The 21200-nt window shown below is 64.4% G+C and carries 20 protein-coding genes and 1 tRNA gene; 9 read left to right on the plus strand and 12 right to left on the minus strand.

Going from position 1 to position 21200, the window contains the following annotated elements:
- Window positions 1-1175, plus strand: a 1175-nt coding sequence (locus tag ATE70_RS05890; protein ID WP_156419798.1) for an autotransporter family protein, incomplete at its 5' end; no start/stop codon positions are given.
- A gap of 4 nt (window positions 1176-1179) precedes the next feature.
- Here the strand turns inward: ATE70_RS05890 and ATE70_RS05895 are convergent.
- From ATE70_RS05895 to ATE70_RS05910, 4 genes are all read right to left on the minus strand, one after another.
- Entirely contained in the window at window positions 1180-2403 is a 1224-nt protein-coding gene (locus ATE70_RS05895; protein WP_058537045.1) for an NAD(P)/FAD-dependent oxidoreductase, read from the minus strand.
- 109 nt (window positions 2404-2512) lie between these two features.
- Window positions 2513-3226 carry a glutamine amidotransferase gene (locus tag ATE70_RS05900; protein ID WP_058537046.1) on the minus strand — a complete coding sequence of 238 codons (714 nt, stop codon included), beginning with the start codon at window positions 3224-3226 and terminating at the stop codon, window positions 2513-2515.
- Window positions 3227-3379: 153 nt separating this feature from the next.
- Complete coding sequence (locus tag ATE70_RS05905; RefSeq protein ID WP_058537047.1) at window positions 3380-3625, minus strand: hypothetical protein; 246 nt, start codon at window positions 3623-3625, stop codon at window positions 3380-3382.
- The gene (locus tag ATE70_RS05910) at window positions 3625-4677 is read right to left on the minus strand and encodes a Leu/Phe/Val dehydrogenase (protein WP_058537048.1); all 1053 of its coding nucleotides are present in this window, start codon (window positions 4675-4677) and stop codon (window positions 3625-3627) included. The genes ATE70_RS05905 and ATE70_RS05910 overlap by 1 nt, the downstream gene beginning before the upstream one ends.
- Window positions 4678-4802: 125 nt before the next feature.
- Here ATE70_RS05910 and ATE70_RS05915 point away from each other — a divergent pair, with 125 nt between their 5' ends.
- Window positions 4803-5273, plus strand: coding sequence for an Lrp/AsnC family transcriptional regulator (locus ATE70_RS05915; RefSeq protein WP_058537049.1), 471 nt, complete (start codon window positions 4803-4805; stop codon window positions 5271-5273).
- A gap of 45 nt (window positions 5274-5318) precedes the next feature.
- Here the strand turns inward: ATE70_RS05915 and ATE70_RS05920 are convergent, their stop codons facing one another.
- The 3 genes from ATE70_RS05920 to ATE70_RS05930 all read right to left on the minus strand — a co-directional run bounded on the left by ATE70_RS05920 (window position 5319) and on the right by ATE70_RS05930 (window position 10135).
- A complete protein-coding gene (locus ATE70_RS05920; RefSeq protein WP_082639768.1) occupies window positions 5319-7088 on the minus strand; it encodes a tetratricopeptide repeat protein in 1770 nt (589 codons plus the stop codon).
- Between the two features lie 246 nt (window positions 7089-7334).
- On the minus strand, window positions 7335-8006 hold the full coding sequence (locus ATE70_RS05925) for a thioredoxin family protein (protein WP_058537051.1): 672 nt from the start codon (window positions 8004-8006) through the stop codon (window positions 7335-7337).
- Window positions 8007-8023: 17 nt separating this feature from the next.
- A complete protein-coding gene (locus ATE70_RS05930) occupies window positions 8024-10135 on the minus strand; it encodes a protein-disulfide reductase DsbD family protein (protein WP_058537052.1) in 2112 nt (703 codons plus the stop codon).
- Between the two features lie 195 nt (window positions 10136-10330).
- Between ATE70_RS05930 and ATE70_RS05935 the strand changes: the two genes are divergently transcribed.
- Window positions 10331-11308, plus strand: a complete 978-nt coding sequence (locus ATE70_RS05935) for an arsenic resistance protein (protein ID WP_058537053.1) — start codon at window positions 10331-10333, stop codon at window positions 11306-11308.
- 471 nt (window positions 11309-11779) lie between these two features.
- On the opposite strand, the gene ATE70_RS05940 is transcribed toward ATE70_RS05935, so the two are convergent.
- The 3 genes from ATE70_RS05940 to ATE70_RS05950 all read right to left on the minus strand — a co-directional run bounded on the left by ATE70_RS05940 (window position 11780) and on the right by ATE70_RS05950 (window position 16131).
- Window positions 11780-13075 carry an McrC family protein gene (locus ATE70_RS05940; RefSeq protein WP_058537054.1) on the minus strand — a complete coding sequence of 432 codons (1296 nt, stop codon included), beginning with the start codon at window positions 13073-13075 and terminating at the stop codon, window positions 11780-11782.
- On the minus strand, window positions 13053-14378 hold the full coding sequence (locus ATE70_RS05945; RefSeq protein ID WP_058537055.1) for a ParB/RepB/Spo0J family partition protein: 1326 nt from the start codon (window positions 14376-14378) through the stop codon (window positions 13053-13055). The genes ATE70_RS05940 and ATE70_RS05945 overlap by 23 nt, the downstream gene beginning before the upstream one ends.
- Window positions 14379-14811: 433 nt before the next feature.
- Window positions 14812-16131 carry a hypothetical protein gene (locus ATE70_RS05950; protein ID WP_231732913.1) on the minus strand — a complete coding sequence of 440 codons (1320 nt, stop codon included), beginning with the start codon at window positions 16129-16131 and terminating at the stop codon, window positions 14812-14814.
- Between ATE70_RS05950 and ATE70_RS25370 the strand changes: the two genes are divergently transcribed.
- Window positions 16084-16770 carry a hypothetical protein gene (locus ATE70_RS25370; protein ID WP_231732914.1) on the plus strand — a complete coding sequence of 229 codons (687 nt, stop codon included), beginning with the start codon at window positions 16084-16086 and terminating at the stop codon, window positions 16768-16770. The genes ATE70_RS05950 and ATE70_RS25370 overlap by 48 nt on opposite strands.
- A gap of 184 nt (window positions 16771-16954) precedes the next feature.
- Window positions 16955-17030: transfer RNA gene (locus ATE70_RS05955), tRNA-Thr, on the plus strand.
- Between the two features lie 62 nt (window positions 17031-17092).
- Here the strand turns inward: ATE70_RS05955 and ATE70_RS05960 are convergent.
- Window positions 17093-17476, minus strand: a complete 384-nt coding sequence (locus tag ATE70_RS05960) for an MbcA/ParS/Xre antitoxin family protein (protein ID WP_058537057.1) — start codon at window positions 17474-17476, stop codon at window positions 17093-17095.
- A gap of 20 nt (window positions 17477-17496) precedes the next feature.
- A complete protein-coding gene (locus ATE70_RS05965) occupies window positions 17497-18066 on the minus strand; it encodes a tyrosine-type recombinase/integrase (RefSeq protein ID WP_231732799.1) in 570 nt (189 codons plus the stop codon).
- Here ATE70_RS05965 and ATE70_RS24130 point away from each other — a divergent pair.
- The 4 genes from ATE70_RS24130 to ATE70_RS05985 are packed head-to-tail and all read left to right on the plus strand — an operon-like array spanning window position 18004 to window position 20999.
- The gene (locus ATE70_RS24130; RefSeq protein ID WP_231732915.1) at window positions 18004-18303 is read left to right on the plus strand and encodes a type IV conjugative transfer system protein TraL; all 300 of its coding nucleotides are present in this window, start codon (window positions 18004-18006) and stop codon (window positions 18301-18303) included. The genes ATE70_RS05965 and ATE70_RS24130 overlap by 63 nt on opposite strands.
- An 8-nt stretch (window positions 18304-18311) precedes the next feature.
- A complete protein-coding gene (locus ATE70_RS05975) occupies window positions 18312-18953 on the plus strand; it encodes a TraE/TraK family type IV conjugative transfer system protein (RefSeq protein WP_058537059.1) in 642 nt (213 codons plus the stop codon).
- Window positions 18937-19704 carry a type-F conjugative transfer system secretin TraK gene (locus ATE70_RS05980; RefSeq protein ID WP_058537060.1) on the plus strand — a complete coding sequence of 256 codons (768 nt, stop codon included), beginning with the start codon at window positions 18937-18939 and terminating at the stop codon, window positions 19702-19704. The genes ATE70_RS05975 and ATE70_RS05980 overlap by 17 nt, the downstream gene beginning before the upstream one ends.
- Entirely contained in the window at window positions 19701-20999 is a 1299-nt protein-coding gene (locus tag ATE70_RS05985; RefSeq protein ID WP_058537061.1) for a TraB/VirB10 family protein, read from the plus strand. Before ATE70_RS05980 ends, ATE70_RS05985 begins: the two co-directional genes overlap by 4 nt.
- Window positions 21000-21200: the final 201 nt, after the last annotated feature.

Genomic DNA, 21200 nt, shown 5'->3' on the forward strand with positions numbered 1-21200 from the left:
AGCCGACGCCGGTCGATCCCGATCCGGTCGACCCCGCGCCGCCGGTGACGATTACCGATCCGCCACCGGCACCGACGCCCGAGCCGCCGCCGGCGCCCGAACCCGCAGCGCCGCCGCCGCCGCCCGAACCGCCGGCCGAACCCGCGCCGCTGCCCCCGCCGACCCCCGACCCGGCCGCCGAACCGCCGACGCCCGACGCGACTCCGGTGGTCGCCGAGGCCGGCGAAGTCGTTCCGCTCTTCCGCCCCGAGGTCGCGGCCTTTGTCGCGGCGGTGCCCGTCGCGCATCATCTGGCGTCGGCGACGCTCGGCACCTTCCACGAGCGCCGCGGCGAGCAGGCGCTGCTGCGCGGCGGCGGGATGCTGCCCGCGACATGGGGCCGCGTCTTTGCCGAGAATAGCGACATCAAATGGGACGGCGACGTCGCGCCCTCGCTCGACGGCGACCTCTCGGGTTTCCAGATCGGGCAGGATTTTGCCGGCTGGGGCGAGGATGGCGGGACGAACATCCGCCTTGGCGCCTTTGTCGGGCGATCGTCGACCGACGGCACCGTCCGCGGCGGCGCGCTCGGCTGGAACGACCTGACCGTCGGCCAGATCGACGTCAAGGCGACGAGCCTTGCCGGTTATGCGACTTTGGTCGGGACAAGCGGCTGGTACGTCGACCTGGTCGCGATGCACAGCTGGTTCGACGGCACCGCCGCCGCCAGTTCGGGCATGGCGATCGACATCGACGGCACCGGCTGGACCGCATCGCTCGAGGCCGGATATCCGATCGCGCTCTCGGGCAAGTGGACGCTCGAACCGCAGGCGCAGCTCTTGTGGCAGCAGGTCAAGCTCGACGACCGCGCCGACGCCTTCTCGACGATCGATTTCGCCACGGGCGACGTGCTTACCGGGCGCGCCGGGCTGCGCCTCCAGGGCGAATATGGCAGCTTCCAGCCCTATCTCCACGCCAGCCTGTGGCACGGCTTTTCGGGCGACCAGTCGACGCGCTTCGGCACCGATCCGATCCGCACCGACCTCGGCCGCACCGAGGCCGAGGTCGGCGCCGGGCTGATCGCACGCCTCGGGACAAGCGTCGCGGTGCATGTGAAGGGCGATTATGCCTTCGACGCCGACGGGCCGCGCGGCCGGCGCTATGGCGGCACGGTCGGGGTGACGATCCGCTGGTAGGCGGTCAGGCGGGGAGCAGCGCTTTCAGCGGGGTTTCGGTGTCGGCGAGCTGCCCGGCCGTCGCCACCAGCCCCGCGGTGACGATCATGCGGCCCTGGACATAGTCCTTGGTCGCATTGACGCAATCGATCGCGATCACCTTGCCCGCCTTGAGGTACACGACCGAAAAGCTGCGCGTGGCGGGATCGCCGCGCAGCACCGCCTGGTCATGGCCGGTCGAGAGGCCCGCAGTCTGGAGCTTGAGGTCGTACTGGTTCGACCAGAACCAGGGGATCGCATGATAGGGTGCTTCGTCGCCGACGATACCCTTTGCGACGACATTCGCCTGGTCATTGGCATTCTGCACCGATTCCAGCCGGATTTCAGCGCCCTCGGCGAAGTCGTTCACATGCGATGCGCAGTCGCCGATTGCATAGACATCGGGCAGGCTCGTCTTGCAGAGGCGGTCGACGCGCACGCCGTTGGCGCAGTCGGCCCCCGCGGCGATCAGCGGCTCGACCGCGGGCACGATACCGATACCGACGATGACGAGATCGGCGGGGATCACCTCACCGTCGGCGAGGCGGACGCCGGTGACCTTCGTCTCACCCTCGATCGCATCGACGCACACGCCGAGCCTGAGGTCGACGCCATGGTCGCGGTGCTCCTTTTCGTAGAAGCGCGACAGGTCCGCGCCCGCGACGCGCGCGAGCACGCGGTCGAGCGCTTCGAGGAGCACGACCTTCTTGCCCGCCTTGCTCAGCACCGCCGCGGCTTCGAGCCCGATATAGCCGCCGCCGATCACGACGATCTGGCCCGCGGTTTCCGACGCCGCCTTCATCGCGTCGGCATCGGCGCGCGTACGAACGCCTTGCACGCCGGGCAAGTCGCCGCCGGGGATCGGGAGCATACGCGGGGATCCACCAGTCGCCCAGACAAGCTTGCCATAACCGATCGTCTCGCCGCCATCGGTGGTGACGGTGTGCGCGGCCGGATCGACGCGCGCGACGCGCTTGCCGAGCAGCATCGTGACTTCGCGCTCGTCCCAATATTTGGCGGGGCGCAGCTGGATGCGTTCGAATTCCTTCTCGCCCGCGAAATATTCTTTCGACAGCGGCGGGCGTTCGTAGGGAAGTTCGGGCTCTTCGCCGATGATCGCGATGGTCCCTGCAAATTTCTGCGTGCGCAGCATGATCGCCACCTGCGCTCCGCCATGACCCGCGCCCACTATCACCACGTCGAACTGCATCGTCTTCGTCTCCGACTGCTCGCCGGTGCCCCTCGCACGCGTCCGCGGGCGAGGCAAGCCGCCGTGGCCTCGCGATGGCGAAAGAAAATCTTGAAGGCGGAAGGGTCGTTCAGGCCGACAGGCCGGCGAGCCATTCGGTGATCATAGCGCGGCCTGCCGCCACGGCGGACGGGCCATGCTGCCGGTGAAGGTCTCGCATTCCGTTCACGCTTCCACCGGTTTCGCCCAACGCCTCGGGCCATTGGCGCAGCCATTCGTCGAACCGCGGATCGAGCCCCATTTCGCCGTGAAACTGCAGCGCCAATATATTGCTGCCGCGGCGGAATGCCTGGTGCGGGTAAGCGGGCGTCGATGCCAGCAATTCGACGTCATCGGGAAGGTCGAAGGTGTCGCCGTGCCAATGGAGCACGGGCACGCCGGCAAGGTGGCGCGGCGGCGAGGCCGTGTCGACGAAGCTCAGCGGGTGAAACCCGACCTCCTTCGCCGGCCCCGGATAGACACGCGCGCCCATCGCCGCGGCGATCATCTGCGCCCCGAAGCACACGCCGAGCGTCGGCCGCCCCGCGTCGAGCCGGCGCGCAAGCCGGCGGAGCTGGCAGGCGATCCACGGATGCGCGTCCTGCTCATAAACCCCCATCGGACCGCCCATCATGATGAGCAGGTCGGGCTCGCCCAGGTCGACGGTGCCGAAATTCGTATCGGAGACGTCGATACGCGCCAGCACATATCCCGCGGCCTCGATCGGTTCGCGATATCCGGCGATCCCTTCGTGCGGGACGTGGCGGATGATGAGTCCGGTTCTGGTCTTTTGCTGCGGTGACATTTCGGGCGATGAATCGAGTGGTTGCTGCGCTGTTTCGAACGCACCCTGTCTAGCCAAGTCATCGCCCCGATGTCACTCTACCAAAGCAGTAGAGATACTGTTGCGGCCCGTAGCTGAGCTTGGCTCCGTTCGCTACGGGCCGCCATTGGCTCGTCAGGCCAGCTCGGCGACAAGCTCTTCCAGTTCCGACCCCGTGACCGCGACGACTTCGCCCAGCTTCGCCGCGATGATCGCCGCCTGCCCGGGCGGAAGCCCCGCGACCGTCACTTCGATCCGCATATGCGTCGGCAGGACCTGCATCGCCATCGCGCTCGGCACGATTGACCGCTGCGCGAAATAATTGGCGACGCGCGGCAGCGATTGCGGATCGAGGATCGCGTCTACCCGGAAGCGGTGCATCAGGCCGCCTCGCGCTGCGCGCCCGCGATCACCTCTTCGGCCATCTCGTCGGCGACGAGCGCGGGCGATCGCCCTTCGCGTGCCGCGCGTTCGAGCAGCGCGCCGACGCGCGGCGCGATTTCGGCGACGCGAAGCTTCACATCATCCGCGTCTTCGCCCAGATATTCGGCCGACACGTTGATGATCCCGCCGGCGTTGACGACATAGTCGGGCGCATAGGCGATGCCGCGTTCGAGCAGCAGCGCGGCGACGTCGGGGGTCGCAAGCTGGTTGTTCGCGGCGCCGCAGACGAGCCTCGCCTTCAGCCGGGCGACCGTCTCGCGGTCGAGCGCGCCGCCGAGCGCGCAGGGCGCAAAGATGTCGGCCTCGACCGACGCGATCTCGGACACGTCGACGACCTCGGCACCGTGCACCGCCTTCAGCCGATCGCGGCGCGCCGGATTGACGTCGGCGATCACCAACCGCGCACCGGCGTCGGCGAGGCGGCGACACAGGTCGGCGCCGACATTGCCGGTGCCCTGCACCGCCACGGTCAGCCCCGCCAGATCGCGCCCCAGTGCGAATTCGGCCGCGACCTGCATCGATTCGAAGACGCCCCTGGCGGTCCACGGCGACGGATCGCCGCCCGCGCGTCCCGCCACCGCGGGCAGTCCGGCGACATGGCGCGAGACCGAGGCGACCTCCTGCATGTCCTCGACCGACGTGCCGACATCCTCGGCGGTCACATACATCCCGCCCAGATTTTCGACCGCGCGGCCGAACGCGCGGAACAGCGCCACGCGATCAAATTCGCCTTCGGGACGCCGCAGCACCGCCTTCGCGCCGCCGAGCGGCAGCCCAGCCAAGGCATTCTTATAGCTCATGCCTTCGGCAAGCCGCACGGCATCGCCCAGCGCCTGCTTCATGTCGGGGTAGGACCACAGGCGGCAGCCGCCCGCCCCCGGCCCTAATGCGGTCGAGTGAATCGCAATAAATCCGTCGAGCCCCGCTTCGAGATCATAGAGCCGCACGCATTCGAGCGGCGGGGCCAGACGGGCAAGACGGACGACCATGAAACATACTCCTTTGATTGAGCGTGCCTTGTCGCATTTCCGCCTTGGGCATTCTTGATCGATTATCGGCTGCCTATGCCGATTTTTGCATGTTATGATCCGAAGAATTGCCATATGGGGATGAAATGACCGATCTTGATCCATTCGAGATAAAGATTCTCCGCGAATTGCAGCGCGACGCGAATCAAACGACGGCCGAGATCGCCGAGCGCGTCGGACTGTCGGTCTCGCCGTGCTGGCGCCGCATCGACCGGCTCGAGCGCGAGGGCTTCATCAGGAAGCGCGTCGCGATCATCGACCGGCGCAAGGTCGGGCTCAACGCGCATGTGTTCGCGCAGGTCAAGCTCAACGCCCATGGCCGCGCCAACCTCGACGAATTCAGCGCCGCGATACAGGGATTTCCCGAGGTGCTCGACGCCTATGTGCTGATGGGCACGACCGATTTCATGCTGCGGATCGTCGCGAAGGACATCGACGCCTATGAACGCTTCTTCTTCGACCAGCTGAGCAAATTGCCGGGGATACAGGAAATCAATTCGACGGTGGCGCTGTCCGAAATCAAGGCGACGACCGAGCTGCCGCTGGGCCAGGATTAGGCGGCGGACCGCCCCCGCTTTGCCGGCGTCGAAGGCGAACGGCGATTATAGCCGATCCATCCGGAGCCAGGCCTTGTCGCCGATCCACGCGTTCGACAAGGCTTTGTCGGCAGCCGCGGCCTCCAGCCTTTTCCCCTGCGCCGCCTCGCTGCGGCCAAGCCCGTACAGCGCCCAACCGTTGTTCGGCGTCTGCGCCAGCGCGGCGCGAAAGGCGTCGCTCGCTTCGCCATAACGCCGCGCGCGGAACAGCGCCGCGCCGAGCGACTGCTTCACCGGATAATACCAATAGGCTGGCTCCTGATAGGGAATGCGGGCCTCGATCGCGATCGCCTGGCGATAGAAGCCGATTGCCTCGTCAGTGCGGCCTAGCCTGCTTGCGAACCGGCCGCGCGCCACCAGCTCGGCGAGCTCGACCAGATCCCCCGCCGGCACGCCTTGGTCGATCATCGACTTCATGGCATCCGACGTCCGTATCCGGGTCATCGCGGCCAGTTCGCGGTCGAAGGCCTTGCGGTCGCGAAGCCCGGCATAGGCGATACTGCGGGCGAAATGCCGCATCGCCGTCGGATAGGCGAGGCTCGGATCGGGCGCCGGCATCGCCAATATGGCTTTTGGATCGGCAAATTGCGCCATCGCAAAATAGGGCGCCGCGTCGATCGACTGGATCCACGCGATCTGCGCTGACGTCTTGGGGTCGAGGACGGTCCGCAGCCGCCGCGCCTCGCGAATAGCGGTAGGCATGTCACCCGCCATTTGCGCCGACGTCACGATGAAGTGGATATTGTGCGGATAATAGCCGTAGCGCACGAGCCCGTTGTCGCCGGCGCTGCGGATATATTCCTCGTCGGCGCGCGCGGCGGCGATGTTGACGCGGATCGAATCGGCGTGGCGACCGCGCAGCTGATAGATATGCCCCGGCATGTGGACGAGATGCGCCGCGCTCGGCGCCGACGGGTTCGCCAGCCGGTCGGCCGCCGCCTCGGCGCGCTGCGGGTCGCTCGCTTCCACGAGATGGATATAGAGATGGTTCGCCTGGACATGGCCGGGATTGCGCTTCAGCACCGTCTCGACAAGCCGCACGGCCTCGCCGCTCCGGCCGACCGATGTCTTCTTGTCGGCCTCCCAATAGTTCCACGGGCTCGTATTCATCACCGCCTCGGCCGTGAGCACCGCCACATCGTCGTCGCCCGGAAACCGGCGCGCGACGTCAAGCATCGCATCGGCATAGCCGGCATCGAGCGCGGCGCGGTCGCTTCCCGGATCGCGCGAATAGCGCTTCGCGACGGCTTCGATCAGCGCCCGCTCCATCGGCGTGGCGGTGCTGCGAAGCGCCATCGCCCGGTCCATAGCGTCCAGCGCGGCACCGCGATCGCGCTCGTCCATCGGCGCATTGATGTTGGGGCCGAGCGCGACGGCTTCACCCCACCAACACATCGCGCAATCGCGGTCGAGCCGCTGCGCCGCGCGAAACGAGCGCACCGCGCCCGCATGATTGAAGCCATAGGTCAGGAGCAGCCCCTGGCTGAAATAGCGCCGGGCCTGATCCTTGTTCGTCGAGACCGGAAACGGCGAGGTCGTGAGGTCCGGAAAGAGCGGTATCGGCCTGCCCTCGCTCGCCGGCGCCGCGAACGCCGCCGCGACAAGGAGATTCTGCGCCAAGGACGAACCCGCACGCCTGGCGCCGCAAAACAGGGTCGCAAGACGGCTCGGATCCAGCGCTTCGAGCGCGGCCGCCGAAAAGGCCGGCGGCGGCGCAAAGCTCGTCAGCGAAATCCCGATCCCCACTATCGCCGCGGCTTTGAATGGGCCAAGCATCACAATCCCCTTCCCCAAAAGGTGACCAGAAACAGCAACGCCCAAATATCACGAATAGATTACGCGCCAAAACCGAATCTTCATCGTATTCTAATCCACTAATATTCAACGCAAGTTCGGATAACATTTATTCGAGCGCGCCTGCTCAGCCCCGAATGACTTGGGGAATTTTCGCCGCAGGGACGCCCCCGCCCCGCCGCGATCCGTAGAGACCGCGGCGGAACGGACGGCAACGGAGCCCAGCGATCAGGTCTTCGTCGAAGCCGCCTCATCGGCATATTTGATCGCACAGCCATAAGGTTGGGCAAAGGCAGTGGTGACCGGACGCCCCGCGGCATGGTCGTCGAGCGCGGCGCGCACGAAATTCCTGGCGCCGGCGAGGTCCTCGACCTTGTTCGTCGGCTTGTCGTCGATGCCGCCGGCATAGATGATGCGCCCCTCGCCATCGATCACGCGCATATCGGGCGTGGTCTTCGCGCCATAGGCCCGGCCGGTCGCGCCGGTCGGATCGAGCAGCAGATGGGTAAAGCCCGCATTGAATCGCTGACCCCAGTTTTTCGCGCTCTCACCCTCGACATAGCCTTGCTCGCCGGGCGCCGAAGAGACGATCGTCAACCACACGACGCCGTCGGCGACAGCCTCCTTCTGTAGCTTCTGCATCGCGCCGCTATAGTGTTTTTTGACGTAGGGGCAGCCTTCGTTCGTCCATTCGAGCACGACGGTCTTGCCGCGGAAATCGGCCAGTGAGACCTGCTTTCCGTCGGCGCTCGCGAGCTGGAAGGCTGGTGCCACCTGGCCCCCGGCGTTCGCCGCCGCCTCCTTGCCGGCGGGCTGATCGGCCTTCTGCTCGGCCTGCTGGCCGCATCCGGCGAGCAGCAGGACCGATGCGGCGGCGAAGGAAAATACTGAATATCTCACGGCTAATCTCCTCTCGGTTATGATGCTTCGCGCCCCGCCGCCGCGCGCTTCAACGCGTCGGCGACGATCCCCGGCGTCAACAGCTGGGGCAAAATCTCGGGCGCCTCCTTGCCGGGTGCATAGATAAGATAGAGCGGAACGCCGGAGCGGCCGAAGCGCTCCAACTCCCGCGCGATCCGGTCGTCGCGCCGCGTCCAGTCGGCGACCATATAGAGCGTGCCCGTTTCGGCGAGCAGCGCGCGCGTCCCCGCACTCGCCAGCGCGGCGCGCTCGTTCACCTTGCAGGTGACGCACCAGTCGGCGGTGAAGTTCACGAATACAACCTTGCCCTGCGCCTGCGCGGCGGCAACGGCATCGGCGGTCCACGGCGTGTCCGCGGTTTCTTCGGAACCTGCCTCTGGTCCGGCATCGGGGGCGAGTAGCGTCGCCGACGCCGCGACGCCGAGACCGGCGAGCAGCGACAGCGCGGCCCCGATCGTCGAGCCGAGCGCACGGCGCCCCGACATTTTCGCGATCTGGCGCCAGCCCCACAGCGTCAGACCCAACGCCAGCAGCAGGCCGGCCGCGAGAATGAGCGCCAGCGCCTCGCTGCCCGTCTGGCGCGCGAACACCCAGACGAGCCAGAGCGCGGCGCCGTACATCGGAAAGGCGAGGATCGATTTCAGCCGCGCCATCCACGGCCCCGGCTTCGGAAACCGGCGCAGCAAGGCGGGCGAGAGGCTGATGACCAGATAGGGCAGCGCGAGCCCCAGGCCCAGCATGGCAAAGATCGCCAGCGCCATCGGCGCGGGCATCAACAGCGCGGCGCCGAGCGCGAAGGCCATGAACGGCGCGGTACAGGGCGCGGCGACGACCACCGCGAGCACGCCGGTAAAGAAGGCCCCCGACCAGCCCGGAAGCCGCGTCAACCGGCTGCCCGCCCCGCTTGCGGGCAAGGCGACCTCGAAAACCCCCGAAAGATTGAGCCCGACGGCGAGCATGAGGAGCGCGAGCGCGGCGGTGACCGCGGGATTTTGCAGATGAAAACCCCAGCCCGCCGCCTCGCCCGCGGCGCGAAAAGCGAGCAAGGCGGCGGCCAGAACGACAAAGGTCGCAAGGACGCCGCAAAGAAAGGCGATACCGTCGCGCCGTGCCTCGCGCGGGGCGTGCGCCGAGGCGGCCAGCGACGCGGCCTTCATCGCCAGGATCGGGAACACGCACGGCATCAGGTTCAGGATCAGGCCGCCGACGAGCGCGAACAGCGCCGCCTGAGCGAAGACAAGGATAGTCGTATCGCCCGTCGGCGCTGCAAGGGCGGCCGACGGATCGGCGGTGATTTCCCATGCCCCGCCGGGCGTCGACAGGACGCCCTTGACGGGTTTGGTGAGGCCGGCAGCAACAATCGCCCCCCCGGCTTTCATCCGCAGGCTTAGTTCGTCGCCCTTCCATTTGGCGTGCTGTGCCGCGGGGTGTTCGACCACACCGCCGTCAAAGGGGAAGAAATAAGCTCCGCCGGCAGCGCTCGGCTTCAGCTCGGCACCGCGAACGGTCAGCACGAGATCCGCACCGTCGCGGACAAGGCGGGCATCGATGTCGGCGGCACGCGGCGCGCTATCGACGATGCGTTCGATCGCGGCGCCCTCCCCGGCCGTCAGCGGCGGCACGGCTTCGCGGATGGCGAGTTCGAGTTTCACCACGCGTTCATCAGGAACGCACATCTCGTCGCTGCAGACCATCGAGAGCACCGTGACGCTGAGCGGCAGGGTCGATCCCGCCTTGGCCGACGCGGGTATTTCTATCGGTACGGGGAGATAGACCTGGCGCGAATAGCCGTAGTTCATCAGGCCCTTGACCGGCTGGCGTTCGGGCAGCGGCCACAGGATCGGGCCCGCCGAAACCCCCGGCGGCAGCGACCATGTCAGCTCGGTTGCGCCGCCCGAATCGCCGGGATTACGCCAATAGGTGTGCCAGCCGGGTTTGATGTCCTGGCGCACCGCAACGATCGCGGTCGAACCGGGGGCCGCCCATTGGTGCATCGGGACGAGCGATACCTCGATATTTTCCGAGCGCATCACTTGCGCCGAAGCCGGCGCAAGCGCGGTTGCGGCGAAGATCAGTACCCAGAGAAAGACGCGGAACGAGCGCAGCATATATAAACCAGCCGATCATTCAGTGTTGCGCGCTGCCGCCCCGTCGTACAGCGCGGGCGAGAGCAACACCAACTTGTCGCAACTTTATGGCAAAGACGCTGATGCCTTATTCCGGCTTGCAGCTGGACAGCTTCGCAGCGATGCAGCCTCCACTATGGCCAGTGAAATGATGATCGGCAAAGCGGGGCGCCGGCGGTGACGCCGGGCGAACTGCGCGACCTTTTGGAAACGCGGCAGGTCGCGATCTACTTCGGCGCCGTACTGCTTGGCGCGCTCGCGGGCGCGTTACTCCCCGGTGCCGAAGCGCTCGAACCGGCGATCAACCCCGCGCTCGCCTTCATGCTGTTCGTGACCTTTCTCCAGGTGCCGCTGGCGGCGCTGGGTCAGGCGCTGCGCGATCTCCGGTTCCTCGCCGCGCTGCTGTCGGTCAACTTCCTTGTCGTGCCGCTGCTGGTGGCCGCGCTGATCCAGTTCGCGCCCGACGATCCGCTCATCCGGCTCGGGGTGCTGATCGTGCTGCTTTGTCCGTGCATCGACTATGTCGTGACCTTCGCGCATCTCGGCCGCGCCGATGCCCGGCTGCTGCTTGCCTCCACCCCGGCGCTGCTCATGGCGCAGATGCTCTTGCTGCCGCTCTACCTTGCCGCGTTTCTCGGCGAGGCCGCTGCCGGCCTCGTCCACGCCGGCCCGTTCATCCACGCGTTCCTCTGGCTCATCGCCCTGCCGCTCGCGCTGGCGATCCTGTGCCAGCTCTGGGCGGCGCGCAGCCGCGCGGGCGCGCGTGCGGCCGCCGCGATCGGCCTGCTCCCCGTCCCGGCGACCGCGCTCGTGCTCTTGATCGTCATCGCCGCGGTCCTGCCGCAGCTTGGCGCCGCGATCCCGGCGGCACTCAGCGTCTTGCCGCTCTATATCGCCTTCGCGGTGATCGCTCCCGTCGCGGGATGGCTCGTCGCCCGCGCCGCACGGCTCGATGCGCCCGGCGGCCGCGCGGTCGCGTTCAGCGCCGGCACGCGCAATTCGCTCGTCGTGTTGCCGTTGGCGTTGGCCGTGCCCGGTGCCATGCCGGTGTTGCCCGCCATCATCGTCACGCAGACGCTCGTCGAGCTGCTGTTCGAACTTCTATATGTTCGCACGATCGCGCAAATGGGACGCGGCGCCGCGCACGGCGCGTGAGCCTATCGGGACTGCAGGACATCGAAAATCTCGGCCGATTGACGCGCCCAGTCCGGATGCGTTGCGGCCAAGGATCAGGCGGCAACAACGGCATTTAGCCGTGGCGATGGTTTCCGGATGTCGGGAAGGGAAAATGGCACCAGAAGAGGAAACTAAGAATACTCCTATGATTTTGATAAGAAAAATCAAACTATCATGAAAATACAGGGTGGCCCCAATGATGACATACCAGATTGAGAGATGAAGTGATAAGATTACCAATCAACAACACAGCATCTCACTTAATCTTATACATTCCGTAGTCGTCCCATACAATGCTTTTCTTTCAAAGCCCGTATGGTGTCCATCTGGTATCTTTTCTGACAATGCCCTCGGAATCGACGAAGCGCGAGCACCGATCGCCGACACGCTCGCCGCCTTGGGCGATGTCAGCGATACCGAGCTCGCGGGCTACCTAGCCTATGGCAGTGATCACAATGGGAAGGATGACAGCGCCCGCAACTGTTCGATCACGCGCCGGTGATCGGCGATATCCACACTCGCCATGTGAAGCCGCTGAACGGTTGTGCCCACCCGGTAGCGGCCAAGCACTCCCGGGGCGCTTCGAAGCGCCGCATGATGCGGGTAGAGCAACGTCAGCAGGCCGCATTCATAGAGCTGCCCATAGGCCATCATCTGATAGACATCCGACTGAGATACGCCCTGTTTGGGATCGTCGATACGCGCCGCGATGCGTTTCCATTTCGTGTCGATGATCTGAACGACCTCGTTACCCCGCCGGACCAAGATATCGGGCTTTGTCTGGAAGGTGCGACGGCCATCGCGGGCCTCTTCAAGACAAAAGAGGCGTCCGCCTTGAAGATGCACGGTCAACCCGGAACCCGAAAGCGCCCGGCGTAGCATCCGGCCAACATACTCCTCGAAGAGAGTATTCATCTCGAACAGTAGGGAGAAGCCAGCCTGCTCGCCCACCGATGTTGTCTGAAATCGCTCGCCAAGAAGAAGCCGCGCGAGAGCCAGCAAATCCTTCCAGCGGGCATTAGTACGGTCGAGCTGCACCTCGTCCCAGCGCAGTGCCTGCGGAGACATGGGTGTGATGTCGGCATAACTGAAGGCAAGTTCGGCCAATCGTCTCTGATTGTCCGGGCTTTGCGATATCCGGCGCAGGCGATCGATTGCTGCCCGCATGATCTGGTTGATCGCGATATCGGGGGAAAGCTCGTCGAAGCGGCACGCGAGCCGAGCGGGATTGGCTGCGAGCCTGGAAAACTGACGGGTCATATCGAGCCGTCCGCGAAGCGTGGCGAGGTCTTCCTCGCGCTCCACATACCGGCGCGGCATACCCTGACGCAGCGCGTCGATTAGCTTGAGACTGAAGAGCCGGATCAGAATTTCGAGAAGATTGTCTTTTTGCCAGCCAAGCTCGGTGACAGAGCCACCGTCGATATCAAGATCCATGGCGACAGCGAGCAAATGAATGAGCTTCTTTCGGATCAGCCCTTGCTCCGCCTGCTCATCGCCAACTGCAGGAACATCGATCTTCGGAAGTATTTCCAAGGTGCAGTTGTCTGCAACAACGATTCCGACCATTTGCTTGGCGCCAAGTGCGTTCCGGCCGTGAGTGAGAATCCGCCCACCGTTTTCGCCACCCAGCGGAGACTTACGCGCTACGGCAGCGAGACGATCCGCCGCCCACACGGGGATTTGCGTCTCCTTGTCATCGCCGTAAGCGATCGATTTCCATTCAAAGAGTGTTCGCCGGATCACGCGAGACCGGAATAGGCTTCAGTCGCAAAATCTTTGCGGACCGACCAGCGCCAGCGTGATGGCATATCGGCGTCCATGTCGAGACCTGCGGGAGGTTTGAGCTCGTCGCGCTTGACGTCTCGACGCTCTCGGCAATATCTTCCTTCGGCGCGCGCTGGCTCTCGACATCGACGCGCCAGAGGTCGGCGCCCGCGATGACATGCGCGAGCATCGCCCGCAGCGCGACGCCGCCATGGCTTGCCAGATCGGCGCGCACCGCTGCATGGCGATGGAGGTCGATATAGGCATTGAGCGGACCCGACACTTCGGGACGAGTGGGCTTCGCGACAAGCGCCTCGCCCTCGTCATCCCCGCCGCCGCCTGAAAGCCGCTTCGCTTCCTTCGTCGTGACGAACCCTTCGTGGAAGGTGATTTCGCCGCTCTCGCGAACCTCGATATAGATACGGCCACCCTTGCGCTTGCCCGCATGGGCATAATCCCATGACCGGAACCAGTCGCCGCGCTCCATGATAACGACATCGGACCATCCGGCTTCGAGATAGTCGGCCTTGCGCGCCTCGATGGCTTCCAACTGCGCCGACCAGAAAGCATCGCTGTCGGCGAAGAAGCTGTCTTCGCCGAACAGGTCCGCAACGATAGCCGCCTTGGTTTCCGCGACATCAAACAGCGCGTGCTTCACCGCAATGGCCGTGCCGCCGAACAGCCATGCCTTTAGCTGGTGGCCGGTCGGGCAGTACGCGCCTTCGTCGTCGAACAGCGCCACCCATGCCTTCTGCTGGCTCTTCGATGCGAGGGTCAGATGCCGAACGGCGCCCGCATCGATTTCCCCGCCGCGATAGAGGGTGCGGATGCGGGGAAGCAGATTGCCGAGCGCGAGGATGCGCTTCACCGTACGCGGCTCGAACCCGAAGCTGTCCGCAACCTCCTCGACCGAACGCCCTGCCTTGACCAGCGCGACGAACGCTTCCCACTGGCTGACCTCGTCGGGCTGCACCCGCGCGAGATTTTCGAGCATCGACGCTTCGAGCGCATCGGCATCGTCGCCCTCGTCGAGAATGGCGCAAGGAATGGGCCACACCGCCCCGCCCTCACGCGCGACGGCGCCGACGGCGGTAAAACGCCGACGCCCCGCGACAATCTCGTAATGGCCTTCCGAACAATTGGGCCGAACGAGCAGCGGAACCAGCACCCCGCGCGCACGGATGCTCGGCATAAGGTCGGCGACATCGGGGTCTTTCCCCTTCCCGCGCATATTGGCCGCGGCGATGGACAAATTGCCGATATCGATAAAATCGAGCTTCATGACGTTCTTCCTTCTCTTAACCACACCCGGCCCCGGACGGCGGGGCGGGCGGCGAGAAAAGGCGACGGGACCGCGCCATAGGACGGCGCGCACCCGCAGGGCCGAAACGAAGTGAAGGAGCCGACGCGCAGCGGCGGCTTGCGCACCGGCCGAGCGGGCCCATAGCCGCGCGCCGAACGACACGCTGTCCGTGGCCGGCCCAACGACTACACCGCCGTGCGGTCAGCGCGGCGTCCATATCGGATAACAGACGCGCCCTTGGCGAAGCCGCAGGCGGGGCGGTGTGCGTGCGCAAATGTGCTTCGCGGCCGCCCCGTCAAGACCAGCGAGCCAAGAGCGCCGCGCGGCCCACCGTGCAAACGCGCGACCTCTGGCGGCAGCCTGCCGCCGCCAGTGCGCGCTCAATTGAGGCCGCGCTCCATCTACCGACGGCTCAGCTCTCCCAAGCTTCGTTGAGTACGACTGCCGCCAATGCCGATTTGTCGTGCGGGAAGAACCGGCCATAATGTTTCGCGACGATTTCCGGGCTATCCTGGATGGCATAGCCCGCCTGCTCGTATGAGCCGGTCTTCTTGAGAACGTGCGTTGCCAAAACATCGCGCACATTATGCGGACCGTGCGGGAGCAGGCCTTTGATGGCCCCTTGGCCGGTATAGGGATTAAAGATGCCATAGCGCTGGATCGCCAGCCGCCAGGCATCATAGAATCCGACCTGACTATATGCGGCATCCTTCGTCGTCAGCTTGGCCGATTTCACAAAGAAGGTCTTTGGATCCTCGGCACCGCCGAGCAGGATCTGCCGGTCGCGCCGGAGATACAGATCGATGAACTCGTAGAGCCGCCCGAGATCGGGCAGAAGCAACCGATAAGGCTTCCGGCCGAAAAAGGACGACGACGCATTTTTGAACGCAACGGCGGGAATGAAGACCTCCCAGCCGCCCGATAGATCATTCCATCGAAGCTCCCCGCATCTCAGGTTCTCGAGTTGCTTCTCGCTGCTGTGCCGCCCGCCTCGAACACAGAATCGAAGCTGTCGGAGATTCTTCTGCCGAAGACCAAGATGCAAGCCAAAGCGCAGCATCAGAAAGGCGCGGACCGCTTCCGCCGCAGCCTTCGGATGACGCCGCGCGCTCGGCATCCGCGCCAGCATTTCCTCGGTGATCTTGCGATATTCGCCGACCGGGCTCTCGGCTTCGAGGATGGGCAATATCGGTTCGAACGGATCACGATGGACCTTCGCGACGCGCTGAACATCCTTCTTCCGGTTCAGGGCGTAGATGATGAAGCGGTCGCAGACAGCATCCCAATCCCTACAAGCTTCGTCGACCTCACCTGCGGAAATCAGCTCATCGACCGGTTGCAGGGCGTCCGCAAGGTCTGGGTGCTGCCGCATCCAACCCGTCTTTTCGCGCGCAAGCGAGAGCGCGAAGTCGAGCATATTGACCTCCCAGCTCGTATAGAAGCCGCGGCGCTCCTCGCGCCAATGGAGATACCAGTCCCAGACCGACGGGAAGAGCAGCATCGCGAGACACAGTCGATCGGCGGGAACGCCAAATCCGCGAACATCACCATCCGGCGGCGAGCATAGAGCACCGAACATAAGTCCGAGATGTTCCAATTTCTGCGACGCCGTTTCCTCGCCCCACATGCCTTGGCGAAGCAGGCCTGACGGCGCGAGGGTCGAGGTTTTGAATGCGATAAGACTATGGACTTCAGTCTGCAGTTGGGAGGGCGCATCGCGGCAGCCAGCCATGCTCCCGTCGGTCGCACCGGCATCGACCGATGCCGTGTTCGAGAATCGGAGGGAGAAGCGCTGCTGCGTCGCTTCTCGCTGAAAGCGGCGATACTCTGTCGCGCCCTCGATGATGACCGAACGCACCCACGCCAGTATTTCCTCGCGCTCGCGTTTGGGCCGTTTCGAGAAATCGCCCGGAAGGTGCCAGGCGAGTTTCCGCCTCTCGGAAGCCGTAAGCGCCGCGATGGCGGGCCGCGCGGTGGCACGCCCGGTCCGATCGAGTTTTGCCTGAAAATAGCCTTCGGGCAGGCGATAGCGGCGCTCGATTCTGCTCAGGACCGAGAGGCTTTCGATCGTGCCCGGCGCCTTTACGCCGGTCGCCCACGTCTGGATCGTCTTGCGATCGGTCTTGTCGCCCGGTCCGATGATGGCACGGTGGAGATGATTGCAGCTGTCGCCGTGCCGGCGCATGTGCAACGCAAGCGCTTCGGGAAAGGAGGTTGGATCGACCCATTCTTCTCCAGACGCTTCGGGAAATTCGACAATCAATTTCGGTTTCGGGCCGCGCTTCTTTTTCGGATGGCCAGCGAGGTCCGCGCTCTCGGTTATGGGTGCGAGCAGCGGGCGTTCCGCCAAAATGGTGGGCACTTTCAATAAACTCCTGCATTGGGTGTAGGGCGGCGCCCGATGGCAGAAGCTTCCTTTCAAATGGCAAACGGCTGGATCGCTCTCCCGATCACCGCCGATTGCGGGCCCCAAACACCCTCTAGCGCTCGTCGCCGGGAAACTGCGCTACGACGCTTGTCTTCACGCCGACACGCTGGTAGAGGCGCCCCTCGTTGCCGCTTTAGCTCAGTTGGTAGAGCACATCATTCGTAATGATGGGGTCACAGGTTCGAGTCCTGTAAGCGGCACCATCGACCCCATAATTCAATGACTTAGGCCGGATGAGTTTTTCCGGGAGCCGCTTTGTATGCGGTCATTTGGCGCCACCTGAATCAGGGCGATGCCTCCTCGTCTCCACATAGGAGAGGAGCTCGCGCGAACCGCCTTCTGTCCGGACAAGATCGATCGGCCGTCCACCCAGATCCATATTCTCGGTTTGAAGCCAGGCCATGACGGACCGGTCATCGCCAATCAGCACAGCCAGTTCCTGAAACAGCCGCACGAGATATTGACCGGCCCGGAAGGCCGGGTCCGGTCGAGCAAGTCGGAATGTCCCGTTACGCAGATCCGCTGCGCGATTGCCCGCGATGCCGAGTATCTCTCCAAGCATATCGTCACCGATGCTCCAGAGCGCAGCAACGCGCGCCACAGCCTCGGACAGCACGCGGCTCTGCGCTTCAGACGATGTCTCCATCATCTCGTCTTTCCCTACCACGGTCAGTCCTCCAGCAAGTCAGAGATCGCAGCTTCGTCATCGCTGCGCAGCGCATCCAGATAGTCGCTCCACCACTGGTGCATCCGTACCCGCTCATCCCAATAGGGCGTCCGGTTATAGATGCGGCGGATCTGATTGTTGTCGGCGTGCGCGAGCGACCGTTCGATCGCATCGGGGTTCCACTTGCCGCACTGGTTGAGAAGCGATGAGGCGGTCGCGCGAAATCCGTGGGACGTCAAATCCCGCGGCCCATAGCCCATGCGGCGATAAGCCGCGTTCATCGTATTCTCGCTGAGCGGTCGCTTCCACGTGTGGAACGCGGGAAAGACATAATCCTCGCCGCCAACATAAGGCCGAAGCTCTTCCAACAGGGCGATCACCTGCCGCGACAACGGGACATAATGGGGCCGCCGCATCTTCATGCGCTCCGGGGGGACCGTCCAGACGGCCTTCTCGAAATCGAACTCGGCCCAGCGCGCAAGCCGCAGCTCGCCCGGTCTCGCCATGACGTGCGGCAATATCTTGCAGGCGAGCAAGGTGATCGGATAGCCCGAGTACCCCAATATCTGCACAAGCCGGTCCAGATCCTGTGGTTCGGGTCGGACGAGTTTGTGCTGGTGGTCACGACCATCTTCGTCGCCGTCATCGTCGGCGGGCTGGTCGGCTGGGCGTTCATCGCGGCCCTTCTCCTTTTCCTGCCGTGGAAGCGTGCGCAGCCGCGCGGTTTCCTCGCGCATCTCGCTTGGCGCTGGGGAATGCTGCGCTTCCGTCATTATCCGGGTCCGACCCAGATCCGCTTCTTCGAGTGAGGGCGATCATGTTTAGCCGCATTGGAAAATCAAGCCGCCAGCCGGTCGATCCGCTTGTCGGCAAGCCCGCGAGCTTTGGCATCCATCGCTACCTCCAAGGCTCGTCGAACCTGTTCGAAGAGAACCGGCTGCTCAAGTTCGCGATCGTCGGCCTGTTCGGCATCACCGCCGTGCTCGGGGCTATAATCTACAGCTCCGACCAGAAAGAGCGAACAATTGTCGTGCCGTTCGGATCGGGGGGGGACCTTTATGTCACCGGTTCGAAGCCATCGGCGACCTATCTGCGAACAATCGCGCGCAACATCGTCGCTCTCGCCGGCACCTACTCCGCCTATTCGGCGGACCGGCAATTTCAGGAATTGCTCTCGATTGTCCACCCGTCAGCGTACAACAGCATGCGCGACAGCCTGACCGGTATATTGGGCGAGCTTGCGAACAATCCGACGCTGTCAATCGCGACCTACATTCGCCCCGACCAACCGGTGCAATGGACCGACCACGATATTCTCCTGCCGGTCGAGAAGGTCCGGGTCATCGGCGGCGTCATCCGCAAGTTCCGCGGCAATCTGCGCATCCGCTACGCGGTTGAGAATGGCCGCTTCTGGCTCGTTGCGCTCACCGAGGAGAATTTCGATGCCCAGCCTCGCTAGGACGCGCGCCACGACGTTCGCGGTTGCCGCTCTAGTGCTGCCTGTCACGCTCGCAGCACAATCGGTTACCGCTCTGCCCGAGCAGACCAGCATGATCCGGCTCTCGAACCGCGATGTCAATCATGTCGTCTGCATGGGTGGGGAGATCGAGGATGTGAAATTCTCAGCCGAAAAGGCCATCGCTGTCGAACGCGCGGGCTCCGACGCCTGGATCAAGTTCCTCGTCAAGGAAGTCGAGGACATGGGGATCGTAACGCGCAGCTATGTGACTATACCGTCGGAATTCTTCATTAGCTGCAACGGCGCCATCTATCCGCTCTATGCCGAACCCGCCGACATTCCGGCGCAGACGGTGACGCTGGCGCGCGGACGCACTCAGCGCGCTGCTGAAAACGAGAAGCTGCTGGGCCCGCTTGTCGAAGAAGAGCGAGCGATCTCGATCACCCTCGCCGTGTTGCAAGGCCGCGTGCCAGCGACCTTCATGGACGTAGCGCCGCGGGCCGGCGTGATCACCGTGACCGCCTTGCCGGCGGTCAAATTGATCGAGCGGCGGCGGCTCGCGGTCGAAGGCGCTGGCCTCTCCGTCTCGGAATATCAGCTCAGCAGCGACAGCGAGGCGGTTGTCGAGGAGAGGCAGTTTCTCGATCGCGCGCTCGGCAGTGACATCTTCGCGGTCACGCTCGACAGGCTCGCGGTGAAGCCCGGCGAAAGTGTGCGGCTGATCGTAATCCGCCGCGGAGACGAGGAATGACCGATACGCCCGTACAGGAGGCACTTGACCTCGGAGATGTCGGCAAGCAGATGCCACCAGAGAGCCGGAAGATCAGCCGCGGCCCCGCACTGCTCGCGCTGAAGGATCGCTGGGCGATGCTAAGTTCGAAGCAAAAGCTTCGTGCTAGACAGCTCGGCGTCGCAGGCATCGTCGCGATGCTTGGGACAGGTCTCTATACCGCCAGCACCGACGGCAATGATGGGCCTGTCGAGACCCCGCCTGCGACCAAGCTCGACATGGGTGCCGGCCTTCGTGGCGACAGCCTCGAAACCAAGCTTCGCGGCGATCTCCAGAAGATCCTCGACGGCCAGACCTTGCTCGGCGACCGCGTCACCGCGATCGAGGAAGGCAAAATCGTGCCCGGCAGTGGCGCCGCAGCGCTACCCGACGGCGACCTTGGGCTTCCCCCTGCCCTGCCTGGAGCCATTCCCGATTATCCACCGCCGCCCGGCGACGCGGGAGGGGCGAATGGCGAGATCCCGCCGCCGCCGACGCCGCCAACTATCCCGCCCGCTCCGTCTGCGCCTCCGATCGAGAAGACGGTCGGCGCGATCGGCGCGGCAGCGATGGCGCCGACCGCAGCAAGTATCGACGGTAAAGCCGAGCCGGCTGGCGCCAAAAAAAAGACCAGGACGATCTATTTGCCGCCTGGTTTCATGAAAGCGCGGCTTCTAACCGGGATCGACGCGCTCGCAAGCCGTGATGCGACCTCGAACCCCGAGCCGTTAATCGCTCGCGTGCAGGCACCAGCGGTCTTACCGAATGATGTGAAAGCCAATCTCGCCGGCTGCTTCGTCATCGGCAACGCGACGGGCAGCCTCGCGAAGGAGCGCGTCGAGGTCCAACTTGTCTCGCTCTCCTGCGTCGATTTCGACGAACATTCGGTCGTCGACCAGCCAATAAAGGGCTTCTTCGTCGATACCGACGGCAAGAAAGGGCTGTCAGGCAAGGTCGTGACGCGCGCCGGGGCGAGCCTCGCTCGCGCCTTCATCGCCGGGACCATCAGCGGTATCAGCCAGACGGTCGAGAATACGATCGGGGACGTCTCGACTTCGGCGCTCGGCTCAGTGCGGACGCTCGATGCCGGCGGTGCCGTCAAGGCCGGAATTGCCGGCGGTCTTTCGAAATCGTCCGACAAGCTCACGGATTTCTATCTAGATCTCGCTCGCCAGGCAGGCCCTATCGTCGAGGTCGGCGCAACAAAAGACGTTATCGTCGTGATCCAGGAAGGAGTCACCCTTGAAATCAAGCCAAGTGCGGGGAACAAATTTTGACCGTCTTGACCTAGGCGGACAGTGGCTGGTGCACGAACATGAGGTAATTGCGAAAGCGCCAGCCACGGGCTCCGCAAGCATCGGGAGAGTTCGACGCCATAAAAGTTTAAACAGGCGCCTACAGCGGCGGTATTTGTTGATCAGAACCGACCGAATTAGGATGTCCGATTAGGGTCCGATTTTGGCAAAACTGGCGGTGCC

It is taken from the genome of Sphingopyxis sp. H053 (assembly GCF_001468225.1).
Taxonomy (GTDB): domain Bacteria; phylum Pseudomonadota; class Alphaproteobacteria; order Sphingomonadales; family Sphingomonadaceae; genus Sphingopyxis.